Consider the following 24,824-nt stretch of genomic DNA (forward strand, 5'->3'; position numbering starts at 1 on the left):
TGCCGGGATGAGCATGACGACCCCGCCCGGCTGGTACCGCGACCCGTCGGACCCCCACCGGGAACGCTGGTGGGACGGCACGACCTGGACGGAACACCGGCGCGCCCCCCGGGTCCCGGCGCCCGCCCCGGTGCCGCCGGCACCCGAGGGCTTCGGGCCGCCGGTGGCCTGTGCCGGCGGGCGCTCCGGCCGGGCGGGGGCCGTGGCCCTGGTCGTGGCCGGGGCCGTCCTCGTCGCGGCGATCGTGACGGGCGTCGTCGTCCTCGGCGCGAACGGCGGGAACGGTACGGAACCGGCCGCGGCCCCGACCGCCTCCACCGCGTCGGCACCGGCGCCCGGGCCCGCCACCCCCGAACCCGACACCTCCGCTTCCCCCGCCGACGGCCCGGCGGTCGTCGTCGACGAACTGAACGGCGTCACCTTCCCCCTCCTCGACGGCTGGGAGACCCCTCAGCACGTCACCGAGCCCGACGCCGTCATGACCACCGACGGCACCTACGAATGCCCGGGCGACGGCGGCGTCTGCCGGCACGGCCTGGTCGTCTCCCGCACGGTCACCGACACCGCCGAGACCTCGCCTAAGGCCCTGGCCGAGGCCGACATCGCCGACGCCGCCGACGCCGCCTACGACCGCGACCTCCTCGGCCGGCGCCCCTTCGGCGGCATCGAGTCCCACCAGGTCGTGGCCTCCGGCCAGGTCGCGGTCGCGGGCCGCGCCGGGTACTACGTCCGCTGGCGCGTCACGACCGCCGAGGGCCCCGGCGGCCACGTCCAGTCCCTGGTCTTCCCCTCCACGGTCGGCACGCAGGCCCCGGTCCTCGTCCGCTACGTCTTCCACGCCGGCGAGGACGGACCTCCCCTGGCCGACATGGACCGCATCACCAAGGGCATCCGCCCGATCGGCGACGCGGACACGGGCGGCGGGGTCGGCAGCGGCCTCGGGCCGACGCGGTGAACTACAGGAACGTGTGGCCCTCGCCCCGGTACGTCGGCACCGTCGCCGTCACCGTGTCGCCCTGAACCAGGTGCAACACGTCGAACCGCTCGCACAGCTCACCGGCCTTCGCGTGCCGGAACCACACCTTGTCGCCGATCAGCAGGTCGTCGGCGGGGGCGCCGAGCAGCGGCGTCTGCACCTCGCCGGGACCCTCCTGCGGGTCGTAGCGCAGCCCCTCCGGCAGGTACGGCACCGGCAGCCGGTCGGGACCGGCCGCACCGGAGGCCGGATACCCGCCGCCGAGGACGGTCACGACCCCCACCCCCGGCCTGCGGACCACGGGCTGGGCGAAGAGGGCGGCCGGACGGCCGCGGAACGACGTGTAGTTGTCGAACAGCCGCGGCACGTACAGCCCCGAGCCGGCGGCGACCTCGGTGACGGCCTCCTCCGCGACGGTGTACTGCACACTGCCGGTGCCGCCGCCGTTGACGTACTCCAGGTCCGGCGCCACCGCCCGCACCGCGCGCACCACCGCGGCACGCCGCTCGGCGAGTTCACGGCGCGCGGCGGCCTGCATCAGCCGCACCGCCCGCGAACGCAGCGGGCGTCCGGCGACCGCGTCACCGACGCCGGCGATGTGCCCCTCGTACGCCATGATCCCCACCAGCCGGAACCCCGGCCGCCGGGCCACCGCCCGTGCCACCTCGGCGACCTGGGAGGGGGAGTGCAGCGGCGAGCGCCGCGCGCCGACCCGCACCCGCCCGCCGAGCAGCTTCAGGGAGGTGTCCAACTCCAGGCAGACACGCACCACTTCGCGCCCGTCGGCGCGCGCGGCGTCGATCAGGTCGAGCTGGGCGACGTCGTCGACCATGACGGTGACGGCCGAGGCGAGCTTGGGGTCACCGGCCAGTTCGGCGAAGCCGGCCCGGTCCGCCGAGGGATAGGCGAGCAGGATGTCGTCGAATCCGGAGCGCGCCAGCCACAGCGACTCGGCCAGGGTGAACGACATGATGCCCGCGAAGCCGTCCTTCGCCAGGACGCGCTCCAGCAGGGCCCGGCAGCGGACGGACTTGCTGGCGACGCGGACCGGCTTGCCGCCCGCCCGGCGGACGAGGTCGTCCGCGTTCGCGTCGAAGGCGTCCAGGTCCACGAGGGCGAGGGGGGCGTCGAGATGGGCGGTTGCCCGGTCGTAACGGGCCCGGTCGGCGGCGCGCGCAGTCATGAACGCAGCCTGCCAGACCGGATTACCGCAGGGTAGGGGGACGTTCCGGGCAGATGCCCCGGGGTCGTGGGACGGGTTCCCGTTCGCTCGGCAACAAGCCGTAGAGTGACGCGCACGCACGGACGAACGGCTTCGGCCGGCCGGCCGCGCCGGGATGCCGGTGCGCCCGTGCGGGTACGCGTGCCCGGAACGGACCCGTGGGTCCGCACCGGGCCGCCCGGGCACGAGCAGCGAGGGCCCGCGCAGGAGAACGACGGCCCGGGCACGAGGAAACGGGGGGTGCATGAGCACGGAAGCACGCCGCGCCTCGATCCCCCCACGTCCGCCCACTCCTCCCGCCTCCGGCCCCCCTGCCCCGGACACGCCTCCGCGGCCGACGGCACCACCGCGCCCGGCCCAGCCGCCGCGGGTGGGGACACCGGGAACGGCCGCTCCCGCACAACCGCCGAGGAACGCGGGCACGGCGCAGCGAGCGCCCGAGCCCCGGAACACCGCCGGTCCCGGGGGGGGGGGGGGGGGGGGGGGGGGGCGCCCCCCCCCCCCCCCCGCCCCCCCCCCCCCCCCCCCCCCCCCGCCGGCCCGCCCCCCCCCCGACGACATCGCGCCCCGGGCCGGCCGGACCGTGCCCGCCGCACGCCCGGGCCGCTCCCCGTCCTCCTCGACGCAGGCACCCCCCGCCCCCCGCTTCCCGAACCTGCGCACCCCGGACCAGATGATCCCGCCGCCACCCCCCGCGTCCGCCCGCTTCCCGGACACCCCACCCCCCACAGGCCGAACCGCCCCCGCCCCACGGCCCGGCTCCACCGGGCCGTCCTCACGCAGCGGCGACGAGCCGAGCGGAGCACACCCGGAGACCACCCGCCCGGCTCGCCCGGCCGGTGGCCGCCCGGCAGGTTCCGGGTCCGCCGGTGCCGCGCGTCCGGTGGGTGCGCGTCCGGCTGACGCCGGGATGGGCCGTTCCGCCGGCGCGGACAACGCGCGGCCTCCTCGCCCGCAGGCCCCCCGCCCGGCGAACGCGGCCGACGCCTCCCCCGCCCGCCCCAGCGGTCCCCGTCCTGCCGCGGCCGACGTTCCCCCCGCGCGCCGGGACGGCCCCCGCTCGACCGGCCCCGACGCCCCGGACACCCCCCGGACTCCCGACTCCGGCGCCGCCTGGACCCCGCTGCCCCGTACCTGGGCACCCGCCCCCACGCAGCCTCCCCGGGACGCCCTGTCCTCCGCCGTACCCGGGCGACGTCCCGACGCGCCCTCCGGGCCGGACGCCGTCGAGGACGACGCCCGGCCGGCCTGGAACCCCGGCGTGGCCGCGCGGCACCCCGGTCCCGACGCCTCGCGGGCGTCCGCGACCGCGCAGCCCCCGCAGGCTCCGCCGCGCCCGCGGTCCGCGCCTGCGGACCTCGACCCCGCCCGGTCCTGGAGCGCCCCGATGACGCCGGGCGACGCGCCCGGTGCCACGCGGCCCGTCGTGACGTTCGCACAGCCCGAGGGGTACCGGGACGCGCCGCGGACCCGGCGGAGCCGGACCGTCGCGGCCGCCGCCTGCGTCGTCCTCGGACTCGGCCTCATCGGCGGCTCCGTCACCGGCAGCTGGCTCGTCGGGGGCTCCGCCGAGGCGGGCGGGCAGGGGGCCTACACCACCGCCGGGAGCCTCTGGCACAACGTCCCCGTGGACCAGCTGTTCCCGCCCGCCGTGGACGGACGGGGCGCGGGCCCCGGCGGCGCCGACCGCACCTGGACGCGGATCGCCGTCGCCCCGGACGGCGGCTGCGCCGACGCCTTCGACCCGCTGCTGCTCAAGGCCCTCACCCCGGTCGGCTGCACCCGCCTGCTGCGTGCCACCTACACCGACGCCACCCAGAGCTACGTCACCACCGTCGGCCTGCTGTTCACCAAGGCCGACGCGGCCGGCATGCGCGCGCTGAAGACCCGCTTCGAGCAGGAGGGCCTCGCCCGCCGCACCGACCTGATGCCCCGCCCGTACGCCGCGAAGGACACCGTCGCCGCCGCCTTCGGCGACCAGCAGCGCGCCTCCTGGACGATCTCCGTCCTCACCGACGCGCCCGTCGTCGTCTACGCCGTCTCCGGCTGGGCCGACGGCCGCACCGTCGGCACCCCGCAGCCCGCCGCGGAGGCCACCGCGTCCGGCGCCACCTCGGCGCCCGCCCAGGCCGGCCTGGGCAACGAGGCGAAGGGCCTCGCCGACCGCATCGAGCGCGCCCTGCGCAAGACCGCCGTCTCGCCCCCGGAGCAGCCCTCATGAGCAGCAGGCCCACGAGCCGCACGACGACGCGCCGGGCGGGCCTGCTGTGCGGCCTCCTCGCGTCCCTCGCCCTCCTGCCCGCAGCCCCCGCGCACGCGGACGGCATACGCGCCCAGCAGTGGGGGCTGGAGGCCCTGCACACCGACGAGGTCTGGCGGACCACCCGGGGCGAGGGCATCACCGTCGCGGTCCTCGACACCGGCGTCGAGGCCGACCATCCCGACCTCGACGGGAACGTCCTGCCCGGCAAGGACCTGGTCGGCTTCGGCGCGAAGGACGGCGACCGCGCCTGGGCCCGCCACGGCACCGCGATGGCCGGCATCATCGCCGGCCACGGACACGGCCACGGCAACGCCGACGGCGTCATGGGCATCGCCCCGGAGGCGAAGATCCTGCCCGTCCGCGTGATCCTGGAGGACGGCGACCCGGCCCGCACCAGGGCCCGCAACACCCGGGGCAACGCCCTCGCCGAAGGCATCCGCTGGGCCGCCGACCAGGGCGCCGACGTCATCAACCTCTCCCTCGGCGACGACTCCGCCTCCGCGCACCCCGAACCCGCCGAGGACGAGGCCGTCCAGTACGCCCTGAAGAAGGGCTCCGTGGTGGTCGCCTCGGCCGGCAACGGCGGCGAGAAGGGCGACCACATCTCCTACCCGGCCGCCTACCCGGGCGTCATCGCCGTGACCGCCGTCGACCGCTACGGCACCCGCGCCTCGTTCTCCACCCGCCGCTGGTACGCCACGGTCAGCGCCCCCGGCGTCGACGTCGTCATCGCCGACCCGGACCACAAGTACTACGAGGGCTGGGGCACGTCCGCCGCGGCCGCCTTCGTCTCCGGTGCCGTCGCCCTCGTGAAGGCCGCCCACCCGGGCCTGACCCCGGCGCAGATCAAGAAGCTCCTGGAGGACACCGCCCGCAACGCCCCCACCGGCGGCCGTGACGACTCCCGCGGCTCCGGCTTCATCGACCCGGCCGCCGCCATCGAGGCCGCCGCCGACCTCACCCCCGAGAACCTGCGGGCCGCGTCCTACGGCGAGAAGTACTTCGGCCCCGGCCCGGACGCCGAGAAGGCCGGCGACGACGCGTCGAGCTGGGCCGGCCCGCTCGCCGGCGGGACCGGGGGAGTGCTGCTGGTGGCCGCGGTCGTCCTGTGGCGGGGCCGCCGCGAACGGTACGAGACGTTCTAGTCACCCGGCCGCCGAAGACGAAGCCGAAGACGAAGCCGACACCCCGGCACCGGTGAACGCCGACACCGCCGCCTTCGCCGCCGCCTCGACCAGCGCGATGCCCGTCTCCTGCGTCGCGTTGCCGTCGGACAGCACGGCCACCAGGAAGTCGCCCCCGTCGACGGTCACCCGCCCGATGCTGTTGACGTCCCACAGCCCGGTCGCCGTACGCGGCAGCCAGCCGTTCTTCAGCGCCCACGAGGAACCGTCCGCGGCCGCCGAGACACCCCACCGCTGCCCTGCGGCGATCTGCCCCATCAGAGCCCGCAGATAGGCCTGGGAGGCCTCACTCAGCTCGGAGTCGTCACCGAAGACCTGCCGGAGCAGGGTGAGCTGGTCGACGGCCGTGGTCCGGGTCAGCCCCCACAGCATGTCGGCGCCGCCCTCGGTGTCCGTGAGCCCGAAGCGCTCGTTCGCCGCGTCGAGACCACCGGCCTTCCCGATGGCCCGCCACAGGGCCGACGCCGAGTCGTTGTCGCTGTTCTCGATCATCGCGGTGGCGTACGCCTTCTCCTGCGCGGTGAGCAGGCGTCCGTCGTCCTGCGCCTGGAGGAGCAGCGCCGCCAGGATGTCCACCTTCACGATGCTCGCCGTGTCGAAGGCGGCCGTCCCGTACGCGGCGCTCTCGCCGGAGTCCACGTCCAGCACGGCCACGGACACCTCCGCCCCGTCCGGCACGGTCACCGACTCCATGGCCGCCGCCAGCGACGCGTCGCGTTCGACCCCTACCCCCGTCACCGGCTTCACCGACTCCACCGACACCCCTCCGGACGACGCCGACGCCGAGAGTGACGGCGTCACCGACGACGACAGGACCTCCTGGCCCGAGTGCCCCTGCGCCTTCACGTACACGGTCCCGCCCGCCGTGGCGCCCAGGACGGCGACGGCGGCGAGCGCGGAGCGGAGGAGAGGACGGCGCCGGGACGGGCGAGCGCGGCTGCCGCGACGTGCTCTGTGAGACTCCATGCCCGCGATGCTCGGTGCGCCGACTGTGCGCGCCGTTGGACGGACGTGAAATGTGTGTCAGGGAAGTCTGAGAAACCCGTGAAAGACGTCACGGCCGCGTTTCCGGCCCCGCACGAACCCGGCGGCATCCCCCCGATAGGGTCGGTGACCGTGGCGAACAAGAACATTCCCGACCCCGGCTTCTCCGACGACGACGGCTCCGCCGACCCCGCGCTGAGCGCCGCGCTCGCCGCCTGGGCCGAGGACCGCACCGCCGTGGGCCCGGTGCTGGAGGCCCTCAGGGGCGCCCGGCTCCTCGTCCCCGTCGTGGCCGTGCTCGGGGAGGTCGAGGAGGACGAGAACGGGCTGCGCCGCGAGAAGACCAGCGACATGGCCGTCCCGACCCTGAAGGCGGGCCACCGCACGGCCCTGCCCGCCTTCACCTCCACCGACTCCCTCGCCCGCTGGGACCCCGGGGCCCGCCCCGTCGCCGTACCCCTGCACCAGGCGTTGCAGGCGGCCGCGCACGAGAAGGCGGACACGGTCGTGCTGGACCTGGCCGGACCGGTGCCCTTCGAACTGACGGGACCGGCGCTGCTCGCCCTCGCCGAGGGGCGCACCACGACCGACCCGCTCACCGACCCGGCGGTGGTGGGGGCGGTCCGGGCCGCGGTGGCCGCCGAGCCCGCCGTGCTCCGGGCCCACCTGGGTCCCGGGCAGGCCGACGGCACCCTGGCCCTCGTCCTGGACCCGGCCGCCGCCCCCGCCGAGGCCGCCCAGGCCGTGGCGCGGCGGCTCGCCGCCGACGAAACGCTGAGGGCCCGCCTGGTGCGCGGCCTCGACCTGGCACTGCTGCCGGCCGGGACGACGCCTCCGGGCGAGCCCCTGTACGTACGCGGATGAACTGCGTACGCGGACGAACCAGGTACGCGGCTGAGCTAGCCGTAGACCGGGCCGGTGTACTTCTCGCCCGGACCCTGGCCCGGTTCGTCCGGGACGATCGACGCCTCGCGGAACGCCAGCTGGAGCGACTTCAGGCCGTCGCGCAGCGGCGCCGCGTGGAAGGAGCTGATCTCCGTCGCGCTCGCGTCCAGCAGCCCGGCGAGGGCGGTGACCAGCTTGCGGGCCTCGTCCAGGTCCTTGTACTTGTCGCCCTCCTCGGTCAGACCGAGCTTCACGGCGGCGGCGCTCATCAGGTTGACGGCGACCGTCACGATCACCTCGACCGCGGGCACCTCCGCGATGTCGCGGGTCATCTCGTCGAAGCCGGCGCCGCCGGGGGTCTCGGGGGTGTCCGAGGGGGAGGTCTCACTCATGCAGGACACGATAGGGCCCGTCGTGCGCCCTCTTGACAGCAGGAGGCGGGAGACACCGGATTAGCGCACGCCTCCACGAGCTGGTAATCTCGTGTCACGACCGGTCGGACACGCGTGCCCCCCAGCAAGCGGGCCCGGCCCACAAGTGGAGGCTCCGAACTCCCACCCGACCACCCTTCCGGGCGGCGGGTCACCCCGGTCAGGCGGCCACCATCGTTCCGTACGGACGATGGAGTCGCCCGGTAGTGCGCCCCGCGATCCTCGCGATGGTGCTCCGGTAGTGCTTGGAGCCCCGCCTGTGATCGTTCGGGGCATTTTTTGTGCTTCGGCGTGGTTATAAGCCTAACGAACACAGACGTTACGCGGCCGTCCGCCAGACCGCCGCGTGGTGCTACCGAGGAGGATCCATCAGCGCCGAGCCCCGCATCAACGACCGGATTCGCGTTCCCGAGGTGCGACTTGTCGGTCCCAGTGGCGAGCAGGTCGGCATCGTGCCGCTCGCGAAGGCACTGGAGCTTGCCCAGGAGTACGACCTGGACCTGGTCGAGGTCGCGGCGAACGCCCGCCCGCCGGTCTGCAAGCTCATGGACTACGGGAAGTTCAAGTACGAGTCGGCCATGAAGGCCCGTGAGGCGCGCAAGAACCAGGCGCACACGGTCATCAAGGAGATGAAGCTCCGGCCGAAGATCGACCCGCACGACTACGACACCAAGAAGGGTCACGTCGTCCGGTTCCTCAAGCAGGGCGACAAGGTCAAGATCACGATCATGTTCCGCGGTCGTGAGCAGTCCCGTCCCGAACTGGGCTACCGACTGCTGCAGCGTCTCGCGGAGGACGTCCAGGACCTCGGGTTCGTCGAGTCGAACCCGAAGCAGGACGGCCGCAACATGATCATGGTCCTCGGTCCGCACAAGAAGAAGACCGAGGCGATGGCCGAGGCCCGTCAGGCGCAGGAGGCCCGCAAGGCCGAAGCGAAGGCCAACCCGGGCCGTTCGCAGAACGCCGCGGACTCTGACGCCGTGAACGCCGAGGCGCCTGCCGAGGCTTCCGCCGAGGCGTGACCCCCGGGACGCCAGTCCCAGGGACGTAACCGATACACGAGCGACGCTCCACCTGTGCCCGGTTTTCGCGACCGGGCACCGGAGCGCCACCGACGAGGAGAGAACGGCGCTATGCCGAAGAACAAGTCGCACAGCGGTGCCAGCAAGCGCTTCAAGGTCACCGGCTCCGGCAAGGTGCTCCGTGAGCGCGCCGGCAAGCGCCACCTGCTCGAGCACAAGTCGTCCCGTCTGACGCGTCGCCTCACCGGCAACGCCGAGATGGCCCCGGGCGACGCCAAGAAGATCAAGAAGCTTCTCGGCAAGTGACGTCGGGCGCGCATCCCGCGCCTGATCTCTGACCGGGACCCAATCGTTTCCGGGCCGTGTGAGGACACCCACGGCCCCGCTACAAGGAGTTAACAAGTGGCACGCGTCAAGCGGGCAGTCAACGCCCACAAGAAGCGCCGGGCGATCCTCGAGCAGGCCTCCGGCTACCGCGGTCAGCGTTCGCGCCTGTACCGCAAGGCCAAGGAGCAGGTCACCCACTCGCTGGTCTACAACTACAACGACCGCAAGAAGCGCAAGGGCGACTTCCGTCAGCTGTGGATCCAGCGCATCAACGCCGCTGCCCGCGCCAACGGCATGACGTACAACCGCTTCATCCAGGGTCTGAAGGCCGCGAACGTCGAGGTCGACCGCAAGATCCTGGCCGAGCTCGCCGTGAACGACGCCAACGCGTTCGCCGCGCTCGTCGAGGTCGCGCAGAAGGCGCTGCCGAGCGACGTCAACGCGCCGAAGGCCGCGTGACGCCGCGCCGGCTCTAGGCCGACGTGCTCAGGGACCCGCAGGTCTGACGGCCTGCGGGTCCTGCTGTGTCCGCGTGGTCGCCGAGCCGCGGGGCCGGCGGCGGCAGCGGCCGTCGGAGCCGGTCGCGCCCGCGCGGCGGAGCCGCTGACGCCGACGCCCCGAGCAAGCCCACTCGCGCCAGCCACAAGTCAACCAAGTCGCCGAAGGTGAACCGCATGCCCTCCGCCACCCCCGACCTCATCTCCCCCCGTTCCCCCCGCGTCTCCGCCGCCCGGCGGCTCGCGAAGCGGAACTTCCGGGGGAAGGAGCGGCTGTTCCTCGCGGAGGGGCCGCAGGCCGTGCGGGAGGCGGCCGCGTCCGGGTCCACACTGGTGGAGCTGTTCGTGACCGTGGAGGCCGCGGAGCGGTACGCCGACATCGTCGGTGAGGCCCGGGACGCCGGCGCCCGGGTCCACCTCGCCGCCGAGCAGGTGATCGAGGACATCTCCACCACCGTCACCCCGCAGGGGCTCGTGGGTGTCTGCCGGTTCCTCGACACCCCCTTCGAGGAGATCCTCGCCGCCCGGCCCCGGCTCGTCGCCGTCCTCGCCCACGTGCGCGACCCCGGGAACGCCGGCACGGTCCTGCGGTGCGCCGATGCCGCCGGCGCCGAGGCGGTCGTCCTGACCGACGCCTCCGTCGACCTCTACAACCCCAAGGCCGTCCGCGCCTCCGTCGGCTCCCTCTTCCATCTGCCCGTGGCCGTCGGCGTCCCCGTCGAGCGGGCCGTCGCCGGGCTCAAGGAGGCCGGAGTGCGGATCCTCGCCGCGGACGGGGCCGGCCCCCACGACCTAGACGAGGAGCTCGACAAGGGCACCATGGGCGGGCCCACGGCGTGGGTGTTCGGCAACGAGGCCTGGGGGCTGCCGGAGGAGACCCGCGCCCTCGCCGACGCCGTCGTGCGCGTCCCCATCCACGGAAAGGCCGAGAGCCTGAACCTCGCCACGGCCGCGGCCGTATGTCTCTACGCGTCGGCCCGTGCACAGCGCGCCTCCGGAGGGTGCCGCTCCGTCACCGAGAGCTAGTAGGGTGACGAACTCGCGGGTCCTCGTCTGGGAGGTGGGGTACGGGGATGAGTGTCGGTACGAGCGGCGCACGGGAAGCCGGTACGTCGAGGCGCCCGCCCGCGGCCCGACCGGCCGGTGACCTCGCCGGACTCGGCATCGACCCCGACGACCTGCCCGACGGGCTCGTCGTCGCCGACGAGCACGGGCACGTCGTCTGCTTCAACGCCGCGGCCGAGCGCATCACCGCCGTCCCCGCCGCCGAGGCCCTCGGACAGCGGCTGGAGAAGGCCCTGCCGTTAGAGGATCTGGAGGGCCGGCGCTGGTGGCAGCTGACCGATCCCTACGGCGGGCTCGCCATCCGGGTACGGCAGCCCGAACGCAACCTGCTGCTGCCCGGCGGGCGCGAGGTGCTCGTCTGCGCGCGGTACGTCCGCAGTGAGCCCACCGGTCCCGTGCGCCGGGTCGTCGTCTCCCTCCGGGACACCGAGGCCCGCCGCCGCACCGAGCGCAGCCACGCCGAGCTGATCGCGACCGTGGCCCACGAGCTGCGCTCGCCGCTCACCTCAGTGAAGGGCTTCACCGCCACCCTGCTCGCCAAGTGGTCGCGCTTCACCGACGACCAGAAACGGCTGATGCTGGAGACGGTCGACGCCGACGCCGACCGCGTCACCCGTCTCATCGCCGAGCTGCTGGACATCTCACGGATCGACTCCGGGCGGCTGGAGGTGCGCCGCCAGCCCGTCGACATAGGAGCCGCCGTCGGCCGGCACATCCAGGCCTACGTCGCCGCCGGACAGCCCGCCGACCGCTTCCTGCTGCGCATCGAACAGCCACTGCCCGCGCTGTGGGCCGACCCCGACAAGGTCGACCAGGTCCTCAGCAACCTCATCGAAAATGCCGTGCGGCACGGCGAGGGAACCGTCACGATTGACGTCACGCCCGCCGCCTCCCCGCGCGAAGGGGAGGACGGCGAGAACGCAGCCACGTCGGTCACCGTGAGCGACGAGGGCACCGGCATCCCGGAGGAGTCCATGAACCGCGTCTTCACCCGCTTCTGGCGGGGCAGCAAGCGCGGCGGCACGGGCCTCGGGCTGTACATCGTCAAGGGCATCGTCGAGGCCCACGGCGGCACGATCGAGGTCGGCCGCGCTCCCGGCGGGGGCGCGCAGTTCCGATTTACGCTGCCCGTGGCGGCCCCGGCCTATCTGGCCTAGTCGCCCGCGGGCGCAACCGCATACCTCCACCCCGTTAGACTCGGCCTTTGGCACCTTTGTGTCCCAAAAACCGTGACGATCTGTCCACGAGTCGGTGACGGGGACGTCAGCCAGCCAATCGGAAGCACGGGAAGAGATGTCGGCACCCAATAAGTCGTACGACCCTGTCGAGGTCGAGGCGTTGAAACCGGAAGAGATCGAGCGCATGCGGGACGAGGCGCTCGCCGCCTTCGCCGCCGCGGACTCCCTCGACGCGCTCCAGGAGGCCAAGGTCGCCCACACCGGCGGCACCTCCCCGCTGGCCCTCGCCAACCGCGAGATCGGCGCCCTGCCCCCGCACGCCAAGGCCGAGGCCGGCAAACGCGTCGGCCAGGCCCGCGGCGCGGTGAACAAGGCCCTCGCCGCCCGCCAGGCGGAACTGGAGGCCGAGCGCGACCAGCGGGTGCTGGTCGAGGAGGCCGTGGACGTCACCCTGCCGTACGACCGCGTACCGGCCGGCGCCCGCCACCCCCTGACCACGCTCTCGGAGCGCATCGAGGACGTCTTCGTGGCCATGGGCTACGAGGTCGCCGAGGGCCCGCAGGTCGAGGCGGAGTGGTTCAACTTCGACGCCCTCAACATCGGCCCGGACCACCCGGCCCGCGGCGAGGCCGACACCTTCTTCGTGCAGGGTCCCCAGGGCGGCACCGAGTCCGGTGTCGTGCTGCGCACCCACACCTCGCCCGTGCAGATCCGCTCCCTGCTCGACCGCGAGCTGCCGGTGTACGTGATCTGCCCCGGCCGCGTGTACCGCACCGACGAGCTGGACGCCACGCACACGCCCGTCTTCCACCAGGTCGAGCTGCTCGCCGTGGACGAGGGCCTCACCATGGCGGACCTCAAGGGCACCCTCGACCACATGGTGCAGGCGCTGTTCGGCGAGGGCATGAAGACCCGGCTGCGGCCGAACTTCTTCCCCTTCACCGAGCCGTCCGCCGAGATGGACATGGTGTGCTACGTCTGCCGCGGCGAGTCCGTCGGCAACCCCGACCGCCCCTGCCGCACCTGCTCCAGCGAGGGCTGGATCGAGCTCGGCGGCTGCGGCATGGTCAACCCCAAGGTGCTCACCGCCTGCGGCGTCGACCCGGAGAAGTACAGCGGCTTCGCCTTCGGGTTCGGCATCGAGCGGATGCTGATGTTCCGCCACAACGTCGAAGACATGCGAGACATGGTCGAGGGTGACGTCCGGTTCACCCGGCCGTTCGGGATGGAGATCTGATGCGGGTCCCGCTTTCTTGGCTGCGGGAGTACGTCGACCTGCCGGCCACCGAGACCGGCCGTGACGTCCAGGCCAAGCTCATTTCGGCCGGCCTGGAGGTCGAGACCGTCGAGCACCTCGGCGCCGACCTCAAGGGGCCGCTCGTCGTCGGCCAGGTGCTCACCATCGAGGAGCTGGAGGGCTTCAAGAAGCCGATCCGCTTCTGCACCGTCGACGTCGGCCAGGCCAACGGCACCGGCGAGCCCCAGGAGATCGTCTGCGGTGCCCGCAACTTCTCCGTCGGTGACAAGGTCGTCGTGGTCCTGCCCGGCGCCACCCTGCCGGGCGGCTTCTCGATTTCCGCGCGCAAGACGTACGGCAGGACCTCGCACGGCATGATCTGCTCCAGCGACGAGCTGGGCATGGGCGACGACGGCACCCACGGCATCATCGTGCTGCCGCCGGAGACCGAGGTCGGCCGCGACGCCATCGAGCTGCTGGAACTGGTCGACGAGGTCCTGGACATCGCCGTCACCGCCAACCGCGGCGACTGCCTGTCCATCCGCGGTGTCGCCCGCGAGACCGCCATCGCCTACGGCCTGCCGCTGCGCGACCCGGCCCTGCTCGACGTGCCCGGCCCGAACGCCTTCGGCTACCCCGTGCGGGTCTCCGACCCGGTCGGCTGTGACCGCTTCACCGCCCGCACCGTCACCGGTCTGAGCCCCGAGGCGCGTTCCCCGATCTGGCTCCAGCGCCGGCTCCAGAAGGTCGGCATGCGCCCGATCTCGCTCGCCGTCGACGTCACCAACTACGTGATGATGGAGCTGGGCCAGCCCCTGCACGCCTATGACCGCACGCTGGTCCGGGGCACCGTCGGCGTGCGCCGCGCCGAGGAGGGCGAGAAGCTCGTCACCCTCGACGGCGTCGAGCGCACGCTGCACGCCGAGGACCTGGTGATCGTCGACGAGCGCGGCCCGATCGGCCTCGCCGGCGTCATGGGCGGCGCCAACACCGAGATCGCCGACCACGACGCCACCGAGGGCGCGGCGAACCCCACGACCGACGTGGTGATCGAGGCCGCCCACTTCAACGCGGTGGCCATCGCCCGTACGGCCCGCCGGCACAAGCTGTCCACCGAGGCCTCCCGCCGCTTCGAGCGCGGCGTCGACCCGCAGGCCGCGGCGGCCGCCGCGCAGCGCACGGTCGACCTGCTGGTGCTCCTCGCGGGCGGCACCGCGGAGGCCGGCGTCACCGAGGTCACCGCGCCGTCCGCGCCGCACACCATCACCCTCCCCGCCGACCACCCGGACCGGGTCGCGGGTGTCACCTACGGCCGCGAGACCGTCGTACGCCGTCTCCAGGAGATCGGCTGCGACGTGTACGGGCAGGACGAGCTGATCGTCACCGTGCCGTCCTGGCGGCCCGACCTCGCCGAGGCCAACGACCTGGCCGAGGAGGTCATCCGCCTGGAGGGCTACGAGAACCTGCCCTCCACGCTGCCCAAGCCCCCGTCGGGCCGCGGGCTCACCCACCGCCAGCGGCTGCACCGGCGCGTCGGCCGGGCCCTGGCGGGTGCCGGGTACGTCGAGGCACCGAACTACCCCTTCATCGGCGAGCAGGTCTTCGACCAGCTGCTGCTGGAGGCCGACGACCCGGCCCGCCGCGTCGTGCGGCTGACCAACCCGCTCAATGACGAGGAGCCCGCGCTCCGCACGTCGCTGCTGCCGGGCCTGCTGGGCGCCCTGCGCCGCAACGACGGGCGCGGCTCGCACGACCTCGCCCTGTTCGAGACCGGGCTGGTCTTCCACCCGCACCAGGAGCAGCGCGCCGCCGGTCATCTGCCGGTCGACCGCCGCCCGACCGACGCGGAACTCGCCTCGCTCGACGCCGTGCTGCCCGATCAGCCGCGCCATGTCGCCGTCGTCCTCGCCGGCGCCCGCGAGCAGGCCGGCTGGTGGGGCAAGGGCCGCCCGGCCGACTGGGCGGACGCCGTCGAGGCGGGGCGCGCGGTCGCGCGGGAAGCCGGTGCCGAGCTGATCGTGCGCAAGGGTCAGTACGGGCCCTGGCACCCGGGCCGCTGCGCCGAGCTGGTGGTCGTCGTCGACGGCGCGGAGCGCGTCGTCGGTCACGCGGGCGAGCTGCACCCGCGCGTGCTGAAGGCCCTCGGTCTGCCCGCGCGCACCTCGGCGATGGAGCTGGACCTGGACGTCCTGGAGGCGGTCGGCGACGACACCCCGCAGGCGCCGAGCATCTCCACGTTCCCCGTCGCCACGCAGGACGTCGCCCTCGTCGTCGACAAGTTCGTGCCGCACGCGGAGGTCGAGGCCGCGCTGCGTGAGGGCGCGGGCGAGCTGCTGGAGGGCATCCGGCTGTTCGACGTGTACGAGAACGACGAGCAGCTGGGGGACGGCCGCAAGTCGCTGGCGTACGCGTTGCGCTTCCGCGCGGCGGACCGGACGCTGACGGTCGACGAGGCGTCCGCGGCGAGGGACGCCGCCGTGGCCCTGGCGGGCGAGCGGACCGGGGCGGTACTGCGCGGCTGATCGTCGTGGGGGGACTGCGTGACCGGCCGGGTGCGGAGGTGTCCTGTCCGGTCGCGCGGTTCCCGCGCCCCTCGGGGGCGCGGTCACCGCACCGCGGTCACCTCACTCGTTCGAGTGGGATGTCCGCTTGATCCGGCCCTCCCGGGCCCTGACGTCGACAGAATCGGACCGGCCTTTCGGGGCCGGTCTGTCTGCGCTGTCAGGGCCTAGATGGGGGGGCCATCGACATGTTCGGCATCAGGCGGCCGCTGCGCCGGGCCCTCGCGCTGGGGTTGCCCATGGCCTGGGGCGCCATGGCGATCACCTACAAGCTGGGCTGCCCGCTGGCCCAGCAGGACGGGCTGGGCGCCCGGATCGTCACCAGCGCCGTCTTCTTCGCCATCGGCACCGGATTGATCCACCACGTCCGACGGACGCTGCTGCGTGAGCTGAGACAGGCGCGGCGGGTCGCCGGGGCCGCGCAGAGCGTGCTGCTGCGGCCGTTGCCGCCGCGCGTCGACGGGCTCGAGGTGGCGGCCGCACAGCTCTCCGCCGACCGCGGCGCCACCGTCGGCGGCGACCTGTACGAGGTCATCCCCACCGAGCACGGCGTACGGGTCGTGATGGGCGACGTGCGCGGGCACGGACTTCCCGCCCTCGGGACGGTCGCCGCGCTCCTCGGCAGCTTCCGTGAGGCCGCGCACGACGAGCCCGACCTCGGCCGTCTCCTGCGCCGGCTGGACCGGACCCTGGCCCGGCACCTGCGGGAGCGGCACCGCGACGAACACCCCGCGAGCGGCCGCACGCCGGAGACCCCGGTCGCCGAGGAGTTCGTCACCGTCCTGCTGCTGGAGATCGGCCGGGACGGCGAGGTGCGCGCCCTGAACTGCGGTCATCCCTGGCCGTACCTGCTCAGCGGCACGGGCGTCGAGCCGCTGGCCCGAGCGGATCCCCTGCCGCCCCTCGGCCCGTTCCCGCTGCCTCCCGAACTGCCCGCCATGCGCTGCGGCCACCTGCGCGCGGGGGAGTACCTGGTGCTGTACACGGACGGCGCGGAGGACGCCCGGGATGCGCGGGGCCGCTTCTTCCCCCTGCCCACCGTCCTGGCGAAGGCGGCGCACGACCACCCGGTGTCGTCCGACCACATCCTGCGCACGGTCCTGGGGGGCCTGCTCCGGCACACGGCCGGCAGACCGACCGACGACATCGCCTTGCTGGTCCTGGGAAACGAGCGCGCACACCAGCTCGCCCAGGGGACGCGAGGAACGGCGCGAGCGACCACCCACGACGCACAGCCCACACCGCGCTCCTAGTACGACGGACCGCGGGCGCCGGTCCGACCCGCGGAGCGAGCCGCCGGGCCGTCGCTTTTCGAGGGGGAGCCGACGGCCCGGCGGTCCTCTCGCGAGGCAATTCAGTCAACCGGCCGGAAACGCGCCGCGACAGAGCGCGCACAGGGTGGATCCGCGCACTCCGTTCACACCCCGTGTGAACGCGGACCCACTAATCTGACGGCACCGAGCCACCGGGGGGCACCCATGCAGCCCAACACACTGCTCGACGCGATCCTGGACGAGGCGGGGATCTCGCACGCGGGCCTCGCGGCCCACGTCAACCAGGCAGGACGCGCCCGCGGACTCGCGCTGCGGTACGAGCACACGGCGGTCGCCCGCTGGCTGAAGGGCCAGCGGCCGCGCGGCCAGGTGCCCGACCTGATCTGCGAGGTGCTCGCCGGACGGCTGCACCGGCCCGTCACCCTCGACGACATCGGCCTCGGCGTCCCCGGGGAGCCCTCCGCCCCGCACGGCACCTCGCTGTCCGGCTTCGTCGAGCGGGCCACCGCGCTGTGGCGCTCCGACGAACAGCAGCGCCCGCACCTCCTCGGCGCCCCCGCCGTCACCGGCACGCCCGCCGTGATGCCGGTCTGGGAGTGGGAGAACCCGCCCGAGGACGTCGACGTCTCCCGCGGCGGCAGGCACCGGGTCACCCCGGCCGACATCGAGATGCTGCGCGCCGCCCGCGCCCACTACGAGCAGATGTACCGCAAGGCCGGCGGCGTGGCGACCCGCAGCCGCATCGTCGGCTTCCTCAACGCCGAGGCCGCCCCCCTGCTGCGCGGCGGCTACACCGACGCGACGGGCCGCCAACTGCACCGCGCCACCGGCGGGTTGGTGGCGATCGCCGGCATCTGCGCGTACGACTCCGACGCGCACGGTCTCGCCCAGCGCTACTTCCACCAGGCGCTGCGGCTGGCGAAGGCCAGCGGTGACCGGGGGCTCGGGGCGTACGTGATCGGGCTGCTCGTCAACCAGTCGCTGTTCATGCGGGAGTACCGGCAGGCCGTCGCCTTCGCGGAGGCCGCGCTGCGCGCCGCGGGCAGGCACATCACGCCCGCCCTCGCCTCCGACCTGTACGCGATGCAGGCGAAGGCGTACGCCCACCTCGGCGACGGCACCGGGGCGCTGTCGTGCATCCGGCGCGCGGAGTCGGCCGCCGAGCACATCCGGCGCGGCCACGAACCCGACGAGACCGGCTACGTCCAGCCGGGGCTGGTCAACGTCCAGGTGGCGGAGGCGCTGCTGAGCCTCGGCGACCTGACCGCCGCGGCCGAGCATGCCGTGGCCGCCGTCGACACCCCCGCCCACGACCGGGGCCGGGTGCACCGGCTCGCCATGCTCAGCACGATCGAACTGCGCCAGGGCAACGCCGACAAGGCGGTGGCCACCGCTGTGCGGATGGCCGAGCAGGCCCGCGGCATGGAGTCGCAGCGCCTGCGCGACAGGCTCCGGGCGGTGCGCGAGCACCTGGTGCGCAGCGGCTGCGCGGGCACGGCCGAGGCGGCCGAACTCATCGACGGGGCCCTGCGCGTCCCGCTGTAGACACCGTCGCGGATACCGCCGCAGACCGGGACTCGACACCGGCGCGACACAGTTCCTACTGCGATATTGCCACTTACTCGACGGAAGGTGGCAGAACCGTGCAGTGGACGAAACAGAGCGAACAAACTGTGTATGAAAACCGCTGGTTCAGCGTCAACCTCGCAGATGTCGAGCTGCCGGACGGCCGGCACCTCGACCACTTCCTCATACGGCTGCGGCCCGTCGCCGTGGCCACGGTGGTGAACGAGGCCAACGAGGTCCTCCTGCTGTGGCGCCATCGCTTCATCACCGACAGCTGGGGATGGGAACTCGCGGCGGGTGTCGTGGAGGACGGTGAGGACATCGCCGGGGCGGCCGCCCGGGAACTGGAGGAGGAGACCGGCTGGCGGCCGGGGCCCCTGCACCACCTCATGAGCGTGGAACCGTCCAACGGCCTCACCGACGCCGTGCACCACGTCTACTGGTCGGACGAGGGCGAGTACGTCGGCCACCCCGTGGACGACTTCGAGTCGGACCGCCGGGAGTGGGTCCCGCTCAAGCTGGTTCCCGACCTGGTGGCCCGTGGCGAGGTCCCGGCCGCCACCATGGCGGCCGCGTTACTGCTCCTGCACCACCTCCGGCTCGGCCAGGACACCACGACCTGATCGGCACCCGGCGCCGGGCCTGTCCGGCGGACCGGTTCCGCGGGGCGGGCCTCAGCGCCCGAAGGCCTGCCAGATCGTCACGACGAGGGCGCCGACGGCCGTGATCGCCGCGAGCGACGGCAGTGGCCAGCGGGCGTGCTCCAGCGTGACGATCCGGGTGCTCAGCTCGTCGATCTCCTTGGCGGTCTCCTCCGTGCGGTGCGTCAGCAGAGCCAGACCGCCCTCGACGCGGGCGTATGCCACGTCGAGCCGGCGACGTAACTCCGCGAGTTCTCCATGGACGACGGGATGCTCGGGGTCGGCGGTCACGTGTCCGCTCCTTTCCGTGGTCGTCTCCCATCCCTTGCATGCTCATGATGAGTGAACTCCCCCGGTGGACCGGTGGGGAGAGTGTGCGCGCGGCATATGCGGGCCCGCGGCGCACACGCCGTGTGAATGCTTCGGGCCCGGCACTCCGCGGAGTGCCGGGCCCGAAGCAAGGAGCGGGCGCGGTCAGCCGTAGGTGTAGAAGCCCGAGCCGGTCTTGCGGCCCAGCCGGCCCGCGTCGACCATCCGCTGGAGCAGCGGGGGAGCGGCGTACAGGGGCTCCTTGTACTCCTCGTACATCGACTGCGCCACCGAGGCGACGGTGTCCAGGCCGATCAGGTCGGACAGCTTCAGCGGGCCCATCGGGTGCGCGCAGCCCATCTCCATGCCGTTGTCGATGTCCTCGCGGCTGGCGATGCCCGTCTCGAACATCCTGATCGCGGAGAGCAGGTAGGGGATCAGCAGCGCGTTGACCACGAAACCGGAGCGGTCCTGGGCGCGGATGGCGTGCTTGCCCAGCAGCTTCTCGGCGAACAGCTGCGCCCGGCTGAGCGTGCCCTCGGAGGTGGTCAGGGCCGGGATCAGCTCGACGAGCTGCTGCACCGGGGCGGGGTTGAAGAAGTGGATGCCGACGACCTGGTCCGGCCGCGAGGTGGCGACCGCCAGCTTCACCAGCGGGATGGAGGAGGTGTTGGAGGCCAGGATGGCGTCCGGGCGGGTCACGACCTGGTCCAGCACCTGGAAGATCTCGGTCTTGACCTGCTCGTTCTCGACGACCGCCTCGATGACCAGGTCGCGGTCGGCGAACTCGCCGAGATCCGTGGTGAAGGTCAGGCGCGCCTGCGTGGCGTCCCGCTCCTCCTCGGAGATCTTGCCGCGCTCGGCCGCCTTGGCCAGGGAGTTGAACAGCCGGGTGCGGCCGATCTCCAGGGCCTCGCCGGTGGTCTCGGCGACCTTGACCTCGAGCCCGGCGCGGGCGCAGACCTCGGCGATGCCCGCCCCCATCTGGCCGCAGCCCACCACTCCGACGCGTGCGATGTCTCCCGCTGGGATGCCCGTCACATCGTCCCCTTCACTGGCACTGACGCTGATCATGATGGCGGTGGCAGGTCTGCCGGGTCCCGGTCCGCCTGCTCCGATCGTGCACGTTACTAGCAAGTATCGATGATCGATCACCGGGGTGGGGGCATTCTTGGCGCGGAGACGATCCGCGACCGAGCGGATCCGCGCTGTATGTAGGGGTGTGTCCCATGGGGCGACTGACCCGGCGGGCGTTCGCGCTGGCCGCGCTCTCGGCGTTCACGACGACCGGAGCGGCGGCCGGTTCCGGGCGGGCCGCGGAGCCGGCCGCGGACCGGCGGGCCGCGGCCGAGATGCGGGGGGTGTGGCTGGCGACGGTCGGCAACCGGGACTGGCCCTCCCGGCCGGGCCTGACCGCCTCACGGCAGCGCTCCGAGCTGCTCGCCTGGCTTGATCTGGCCGTCCGCAACCGCCTCAACACCGTGATGTTCCAGGTGCGGCCCACGGCCGACGCGCTGTGGCCCTCGTCGTACGAGCCCTGGTCGGAGGTGCTCACCGGCACCCAGGGCAAGGCCCCGGGCTGGGATCCGCTGGGCACGGCCGTGAAGGAGGCCCACGCCCGCGGTCTGCAGCTGCACGCCTGGTTCAACCCGTACCGGGTCGCCACCCACGCCGACCGCTCCCGGCTCGTCGCCTCCCACCCCGCGCGCAGACACCCCGACTGGGTGGTCGCCTACGGCGGGAAGCTCCACTACGACCCCGGGCTGCCGGCCGTCCGCGCGTTCGTGCAGAACGCGATCCTCGACGCGGTCAGGAAGTACTCGGTCGACGCGGTGCACTTCGACGACTACTTCTACCCGTACCCGGTGGCCGGCCAGTCCTTCGACGACGACGCGTCCTACGACCGCTACGGCGGGAGCTTCCCCAACCGGGCCGCCTGGCGCCGCGACAACATCGACCGGCTGGTCCGTGAGACGGCCGCCCGGATCAAGGCCGTCCGGCCCACCACCCGGTTCGGCATCAGCCCCTTCGGGGTGTGGCGCAACGCCTCCACCGACCCGCGCGGCTCGGACACCCGGGCGCTCCAGTCCTACGACGCCGTCCACGCCGACACCCGGAAGTGGGTGCGCCAGGGCTGGATCGACTACATCGTGCCGCAGCTGTACTGGAACATCGGCTTCTCCGCGGCCGACTACGCCGCACTCGTGCCCTGGTGGGCGCAGGTCGCCCGGGGCAGCAGGACGAAGCTCTACATCGGGGAGGCGCTGTACCGGGCGGGGGATCCGGCGCAGTCCGCGGCCTGGCAGAAGCCGGCCGAGCTGTCCCGGCACCTCACGCTGGCCGGGCGCCATCCGGAGGTGCGCGGGCACGTCTTCTTCGCCGCCGGGGACGTGGCGAGGGACCGGATCGGGGCGATGGCGCGGGTGGTCGCCGACCACTACAGGCAGCCGGCGAAACCCCCGCGCTGACCTACCGGCCCATCGACGGACCGGTTTCCCGGCGACGGTGGCGGATCTCGGTGTCGGGTCCGGGGGCGCACAAGCCCTCGTGACCGTCCTCGAAGCGGACGCGGTAGGGGGGATTGCCCTCCCGGCCCAGTACTTCGACGATCTCGCCGACCTTGTCGTGTTGACCGACCACCCTGCCGTGCTGGACAAGCTGGTCGCCCACGGTTGCACGCATCTTCGGGGCCTCCTCACCGAGAGCGGGAGCAGCGGGCCGTGGCCTCGGGGCCACGGCGCGGAGCGGTGGTGGACAGGGGAGCCGCGAGGCCCGCTCAGCCACGCGCCCTCTGCGTGACGGCGATGCAGACCAGCACCGCCGCAGCCGTCAGCGGGGCGGCCACTGTCAGGTGTTCGCCCAGCAGCAGCACCGACCACACCAGTGTGAGCAGGGGCTGGGCCAACTGCAACTGGCTGGCCTTCGGGATGCCGATGGCCGCCATGCCCCGGTACCAGACGACCAGACCGAGGAACTGCGAGCCCGCCGCGACCCACAGCAGCCCGGCCACGCCGTGCGCGGTCAGCCGGACCGGTTCGTGGGCGAGGGCCACCGCGGCGGCCGCCGCGGCCAGCGGCAGGCACAGCACCAGCGCCCAGCCGATGACCTGCCAGCCCGGCATGACCCGGGCCAGCCGGCCGCCCTCGGTGTACCCGGCCGCGCACACCAGCAGGGCCCCGAACAGGTACAGGTCGGCGCCGGTCAGGGCCCCGCCGCTCTGCTGCACGGTGAAGGCGACCACCGCGGCGGCGCCCGCCAGCGCCGCCGTCCAGAAGGTGCGGGAGGGGCGGGAGCCCACGCGCAGGGCGGAGAAGAGAGCGGTGGTCAGGGGCAGCAGTCCCACCACGACCGCGGCGTGCGCGGTGGTGGACGTCCGCAGGGCGAGCGTGCTGAGCAGCGGGAAGCCGACCACGACCCCGGCGGCCACCACGGCGAGCCCGGGCCAGTGCCGCCGGGCCGGTACCGGCACCCGCAGGGCGACCAGACAGCCGCCCGCGATCAGGGCGGCCAGGACGCAGCGCACGGCGACCAGACTCCAGGGACCGAAGCCCTCCAGGCCCCAGGCGGTGGCCGGGAACGTCAGGGAGAAGGCGACGACACCGAGAGCTGCCTGGAGGGTGCCGCCGAGCCCGGGCCGGCTCCGGCGAGCTGTCGGCCGCGCGGTGACTGCTATCGAGGACGGCGCAGTAGCGCTACTCTGTGTCTTCATGCATGAGCGTAGCAGCGTCGGAGAACTGGCAGAACGGCTGCGGAGAGAGTTGGACCGCTATCCTCCGGGTGGAAAGCTCCCCTCGAGCCGAGCCCTCGTCGAACGGTTCCGGGTGAGCCCGGTGACCGTCTCGCGCGCCCTCGCCCACCTGGCCGCCGAAGGGCTGGTGGTCACCCGGCCCGGCGCCGGTGCCTTCCGCGCCCGGCCGCGCCCCGCGTCCGGCCCGGCCGGCGACACCTCCTGGCAGGAGGTCGCGCTGAGCGCGGACGGCGCCGCCGACCTCGTACCGCGCTCGGTGGACGCCTCCGGCGTGACGGTCTCGCTGGCCGCTCCGCCGCCCGGCGTGATCGAGTTCAACGGCGGATACCTGCACCCGTCCCTGCAGCCGGAGCGGGCGATGTCCGCGGCCCTGGCCCGGGCCGGACGGCGTCCCGGCGCCTGGGGGCGGCCCCCGGTGGAGGGCCTGCCGGAGCTGCGCGAGTGGTTCGCGCGCTCCCTCGGCTCCGCCGTCACCGCGGCCGAGGTGCTGATCAGCGCGGGCGGGCAGACCGCCCTCACCACCGCCCTGCGCGCCCTGGCCCCGCCCGGCGCGCCGGTGCTCGTCGAGTCACCGACGTACCCCGGGATGCTGGCGATCGCCCGGTCGGCCGGGCTGCGGCCCGTCCCCGTGCCCGTCGACCCCGACGGCGTGCGGCCCGGCCTGCTCGCGGACGCGTTCCGGGCGACCGGTGCCCGGGTCTTCGTCTGCCAGCCGCTGTTCCAGAACCCGACCGGCGCCGTCCTCGCCCCCGCCCGGCGCGGTGAGGTGCTGCGCATCGCCCGCGAGGCGGGCGCCTTCGTCGTCGAGGACGACTTCGTACGGCGGCTGGCGCACGAGGACGCGGGACCGCTGCCGCGCCCGCTCGCCGCCGACGACCCCGACGGCGTCGTCGTCCACGTGGGCTCTCTGACCAAGGCCACCTCGCCCAGCTTCCGGGTCAGCGCCCTCGTCGCCCGCGGCCCCGTCCTGGAACGGCTGCGCGCCATCCAGGTCGTCGACACCTTCTTCGTGCCCCGTCCGCTCCAGGAGGCCGCCCTCGAACTCGTCGGCTCCCCCGCCTGGCCCCGCCACCTGCGGACGATCGCGACCGAGCTGAAGGCCCGGCGGGACGCCATGACGTCGGCGCTGGCCCTGCACCTGCCCGAACTCTCCCTGCCGCACGTGCCGTCCGGCGGCTACCACCTCTGGCTGCGCCTGCCCGACGGCACGGGGGGCACCTCCCAGGCGTTCGGCTCCGGGGGAGAGGCGGCGTTCACGGCGGCGGCCCTGCGCGCGGGCGTCGCCCTGACCCCGGGCCGCCCGTACTTCAGCGCCGAACCTCCCGCCGCCCACGTCCGGCTGAGCTTCGCGGCGGTCGCCGGGACGGAGGAGATCGTGGAGGGCGTGCGGCGGCTGCGGAGGGCCTGTGACGAGACGGTCGCGCAATCCGGTCGACACACCTCGGCGTGATCTG

General features: G+C 73.7%; 23 protein-coding genes. 16 read left to right on the forward strand and 7 right to left on the reverse strand.

What is annotated here, in order from left to right:
• The first annotated feature begins 13 nt into the window (after window positions 1-13).
• A complete protein-coding gene (locus tag ACIBBD_RS20965; protein ID WP_399421030.1) occupies window positions 14-955 on the forward strand; it encodes a DUF2510 domain-containing protein in 942 nt (313 codons plus the stop codon).
• Window position 956: 1 nt separating this feature from the next.
• Here ACIBBD_RS20965 and ACIBBD_RS20970 read toward each other — a convergent pair whose 3' ends face one another.
• A complete protein-coding gene (locus ACIBBD_RS20970) occupies window positions 957-2,159 on the reverse strand; it encodes an amino acid deaminase/aldolase (protein ID WP_399420958.1) in 1,203 nt (400 codons plus the stop codon).
• Between the two features lie 949 nt (window positions 2,160-3,108).
• Here ACIBBD_RS20970 and ACIBBD_RS20975 point away from each other — a divergent pair.
• Complete coding sequence (locus tag ACIBBD_RS20975; RefSeq protein WP_399420959.1) at window positions 3,109-4,419, forward strand: hypothetical protein; 1,311 nt, start codon at window positions 3,109-3,111, stop codon at window positions 4,417-4,419.
• Window positions 4,416-5,606, forward strand: a complete 1,191-nt coding sequence (gene mycP, locus ACIBBD_RS20980) for a type VII secretion-associated serine protease mycosin (protein WP_399420960.1) — start codon at window positions 4,416-4,418, stop codon at window positions 5,604-5,606. Before ACIBBD_RS20975 ends, mycP begins: the two co-directional genes overlap by 4 nt.
• Here the strand turns inward: mycP and ACIBBD_RS20985 are convergent, their stop codons facing one another.
• A complete protein-coding gene (locus ACIBBD_RS20985) occupies window positions 5,607-6,611 on the reverse strand; it encodes a serine hydrolase (protein ID WP_399420961.1) in 1,005 nt (334 codons plus the stop codon).
• Between the two features lie 150 nt (window positions 6,612-6,761).
• Between ACIBBD_RS20985 and ACIBBD_RS20990 the strand changes: the two genes are divergently transcribed.
• Complete coding sequence (locus ACIBBD_RS20990; protein ID WP_399420962.1) at window positions 6,762-7,493, forward strand: SseB family protein; 732 nt, start codon at window positions 6,762-6,764, stop codon at window positions 7,491-7,493.
• A gap of 35 nt (window positions 7,494-7,528) precedes the next feature.
• Here the strand turns inward: ACIBBD_RS20990 and ACIBBD_RS20995 are convergent, their stop codons facing one another.
• Window positions 7,529-7,906, reverse strand: a complete 378-nt coding sequence (locus ACIBBD_RS20995; protein ID WP_399420963.1) for a DUF1844 domain-containing protein — start codon at window positions 7,904-7,906, stop codon at window positions 7,529-7,531.
• A gap of 407 nt (window positions 7,907-8,313) precedes the next feature.
• Between ACIBBD_RS20995 and infC the strand changes: the two genes are divergently transcribed.
• From infC to ACIBBD_RS21045, 10 genes are all read left to right on the forward strand, one after another.
• The gene (gene infC, locus ACIBBD_RS21000) at window positions 8,314-8,967 is read left to right on the forward strand and encodes a translation initiation factor IF-3 (protein WP_391647190.1); all 654 of its coding nucleotides are present in this window, start codon (window positions 8,314-8,316) and stop codon (window positions 8,965-8,967) included.
• A gap of 111 nt (window positions 8,968-9,078) precedes the next feature.
• Window positions 9,079-9,273 (forward strand): 50S ribosomal protein L35, encoded by a 195-nt coding sequence (rpmI, locus tag ACIBBD_RS21005; protein ID WP_007829094.1) that lies wholly within the window; start codon window positions 9,079-9,081, stop codon window positions 9,271-9,273.
• Window positions 9,274-9,369: 96 nt separating this feature from the next.
• The gene (rplT, locus tag ACIBBD_RS21010; RefSeq protein WP_030381833.1) at window positions 9,370-9,753 is read left to right on the forward strand and encodes a 50S ribosomal protein L20; all 384 of its coding nucleotides are present in this window, start codon (window positions 9,370-9,372) and stop codon (window positions 9,751-9,753) included.
• 215 nt (window positions 9,754-9,968) lie between these two features.
• Window positions 9,969-10,817, forward strand: a complete 849-nt coding sequence (locus tag ACIBBD_RS21015; RefSeq protein ID WP_399420964.1) for a TrmH family RNA methyltransferase — start codon at window positions 9,969-9,971, stop codon at window positions 10,815-10,817.
• 47 nt (window positions 10,818-10,864) lie between these two features.
• On the forward strand, window positions 10,865-12,013 hold the full coding sequence (locus ACIBBD_RS21020; RefSeq protein ID WP_399420965.1) for an ATP-binding protein: 1,149 nt from the start codon (window positions 10,865-10,867) through the stop codon (window positions 12,011-12,013).
• Window positions 12,014-12,149: 136 nt separating this feature from the next.
• Window positions 12,150-13,271 carry a phenylalanine--tRNA ligase subunit alpha gene (gene pheS, locus ACIBBD_RS21025; protein ID WP_399420966.1) on the forward strand — a complete coding sequence of 374 codons (1,122 nt, stop codon included), beginning with the start codon at window positions 12,150-12,152 and terminating at the stop codon, window positions 13,269-13,271.
• Window positions 13,271-15,793 (forward strand): phenylalanine--tRNA ligase subunit beta, encoded by a 2,523-nt coding sequence (gene pheT, locus ACIBBD_RS21030; RefSeq protein ID WP_399420967.1) that lies wholly within the window; start codon window positions 13,271-13,273, stop codon window positions 15,791-15,793. The genes pheS and pheT overlap by 1 nt, the downstream gene beginning before the upstream one ends.
• Before the next feature lie 227 nt (window positions 15,794-16,020).
• Complete coding sequence (locus tag ACIBBD_RS21035) at window positions 16,021-17,085, forward strand: PP2C family protein-serine/threonine phosphatase (RefSeq protein WP_399420968.1); 1,065 nt, start codon at window positions 16,021-16,023, stop codon at window positions 17,083-17,085.
• A 225-nt stretch (window positions 17,086-17,310) separates the two neighbouring features.
• Complete coding sequence (locus ACIBBD_RS21040; RefSeq protein ID WP_399420969.1) at window positions 17,311-18,651, forward strand: transcriptional regulator; 1,341 nt, start codon at window positions 17,311-17,313, stop codon at window positions 18,649-18,651.
• 98 nt (window positions 18,652-18,749) lie between these two features.
• Complete coding sequence (locus ACIBBD_RS21045) at window positions 18,750-19,295, forward strand: NUDIX hydrolase (protein ID WP_399420971.1); 546 nt, start codon at window positions 18,750-18,752, stop codon at window positions 19,293-19,295.
• Window positions 19,296-19,346: 51 nt separating this feature from the next.
• On the opposite strand, the gene ACIBBD_RS21050 is transcribed toward ACIBBD_RS21045, so the two are convergent.
• Together ACIBBD_RS21050 and ACIBBD_RS21055 are read right to left on the reverse strand one after the other, a co-directional pair.
• Window positions 19,347-19,604 carry a hypothetical protein gene (locus ACIBBD_RS21050; protein WP_399420972.1) on the reverse strand — a complete coding sequence of 86 codons (258 nt, stop codon included), beginning with the start codon at window positions 19,602-19,604 and terminating at the stop codon, window positions 19,347-19,349.
• A 183-nt stretch (window positions 19,605-19,787) separates the two neighbouring features.
• Window positions 19,788-20,663 carry a 3-hydroxybutyryl-CoA dehydrogenase gene (locus tag ACIBBD_RS21055; protein ID WP_399420973.1) on the reverse strand — a complete coding sequence of 292 codons (876 nt, stop codon included), beginning with the start codon at window positions 20,661-20,663 and terminating at the stop codon, window positions 19,788-19,790.
• 188 nt (window positions 20,664-20,851) lie between these two features.
• Here ACIBBD_RS21055 and ACIBBD_RS21060 point away from each other — a divergent pair, with 188 nt between their 5' ends.
• Window positions 20,852-22,090 carry a glycoside hydrolase family 10 protein gene (locus ACIBBD_RS21060; protein ID WP_399420974.1) on the forward strand — a complete coding sequence of 413 codons (1,239 nt, stop codon included), beginning with the start codon at window positions 20,852-20,854 and terminating at the stop codon, window positions 22,088-22,090.
• Between the two features lies 1 nt (window position 22,091).
• On the opposite strand, the gene ACIBBD_RS21065 is transcribed toward ACIBBD_RS21060, so the two are convergent.
• Both ACIBBD_RS21065 and ACIBBD_RS21070 read right to left on the reverse strand, forming a co-directional pair.
• A complete protein-coding gene (locus ACIBBD_RS21065; protein WP_399420975.1) occupies window positions 22,092-22,304 on the reverse strand; it encodes a DUF1918 domain-containing protein in 213 nt (70 codons plus the stop codon).
• Window positions 22,305-22,398: 94 nt separating this feature from the next.
• Window positions 22,399-23,331, reverse strand: a complete 933-nt coding sequence (locus ACIBBD_RS21070) for a DMT family transporter (RefSeq protein ID WP_399420976.1) — start codon at window positions 23,329-23,331, stop codon at window positions 22,399-22,401.
• On the opposite strand from ACIBBD_RS21070, the gene ACIBBD_RS21075 reads away from it, so the two are divergent.
• The gene (locus ACIBBD_RS21075; protein ID WP_399420977.1) at window positions 23,330-24,820 is read left to right on the forward strand and encodes a PLP-dependent aminotransferase family protein; all 1,491 of its coding nucleotides are present in this window, start codon (window positions 23,330-23,332) and stop codon (window positions 24,818-24,820) included. The genes ACIBBD_RS21070 and ACIBBD_RS21075 overlap by 2 nt on opposite strands.
• Window positions 24,821-24,824 lie beyond the last annotated feature (4 nt).

Origin of the sequence: Streptomyces sp. NPDC051315 (assembly GCF_044455165.1) — a bacterium.
In the GTDB taxonomy this organism is placed as follows: domain Bacteria; phylum Actinomycetota; class Actinomycetes; order Streptomycetales; family Streptomycetaceae; genus Streptomyces.

Coding starts and splice junctions, on each gene's coding strand:
- rpmI (WP_007829094.1), top strand. CDS start 9,079: ATGCCGAAGAACAAGTCGCACAGCGGTGCCAGCAAGCGCTTCAAGGTC.
- ACIBBD_RS21020 (WP_399420965.1), top strand. CDS start 10,865: ATGAGTGTCGGTACGAGCGGCGCACGGGAAGCCGGTACGTCGAGGCGC.
- ACIBBD_RS21070 (WP_399420976.1), bottom strand. CDS start 23,331: ATGAAGACACAGAGTAGCGCTACTGCGCCGTCCTCGATAGCAGTCACC.
- ACIBBD_RS20975 (WP_399420959.1), top strand. CDS start 3,109: ATGGGCCGTTCCGCCGGCGCGGACAACGCGCGGCCTCCTCGCCCGCAG.
- pheT (WP_399420967.1), top strand. CDS start 13,271: ATGCGGGTCCCGCTTTCTTGGCTGCGGGAGTACGTCGACCTGCCGGCC.
- ACIBBD_RS20995 (WP_399420963.1), bottom strand. CDS start 7,906: ATGAGTGAGACCTCCCCCTCGGACACCCCCGAGACCCCCGGCGGCGCC.
- ACIBBD_RS21060 (WP_399420974.1), top strand. CDS start 20,852: ATGGGGCGACTGACCCGGCGGGCGTTCGCGCTGGCCGCGCTCTCGGCG.
- ACIBBD_RS21040 (WP_399420969.1), top strand. CDS start 17,311: ATGCAGCCCAACACACTGCTCGACGCGATCCTGGACGAGGCGGGGATC.
- ACIBBD_RS20985 (WP_399420961.1), bottom strand. CDS start 6,611: ATGGAGTCTCACAGAGCACGTCGCGGCAGCCGCGCTCGCCCGTCCCGG.
- pheS (WP_399420966.1), top strand. CDS start 12,150: ATGTCGGCACCCAATAAGTCGTACGACCCTGTCGAGGTCGAGGCGTTG.
- ACIBBD_RS21015 (WP_399420964.1), top strand. CDS start 9,969: ATGCCCTCCGCCACCCCCGACCTCATCTCCCCCCGTTCCCCCCGCGTC.
- ACIBBD_RS20965 (WP_399421030.1), top strand. CDS start 14: ATGACGACCCCGCCCGGCTGGTACCGCGACCCGTCGGACCCCCACCGG.
- mycP (WP_399420960.1), top strand. CDS start 4,416: ATGAGCAGCAGGCCCACGAGCCGCACGACGACGCGCCGGGCGGGCCTG.
- ACIBBD_RS21065 (WP_399420975.1), bottom strand. CDS start 22,304: ATGCGTGCAACCGTGGGCGACCAGCTTGTCCAGCACGGCAGGGTGGTC.
- ACIBBD_RS20970 (WP_399420958.1), bottom strand. CDS start 2,159: ATGACTGCGCGCGCCGCCGACCGGGCCCGTTACGACCGGGCAACCGCC.
- ACIBBD_RS21075 (WP_399420977.1), top strand. CDS start 23,330: ATGCATGAGCGTAGCAGCGTCGGAGAACTGGCAGAACGGCTGCGGAGA.
- ACIBBD_RS21035 (WP_399420968.1), top strand. CDS start 16,021: ATGTTCGGCATCAGGCGGCCGCTGCGCCGGGCCCTCGCGCTGGGGTTG.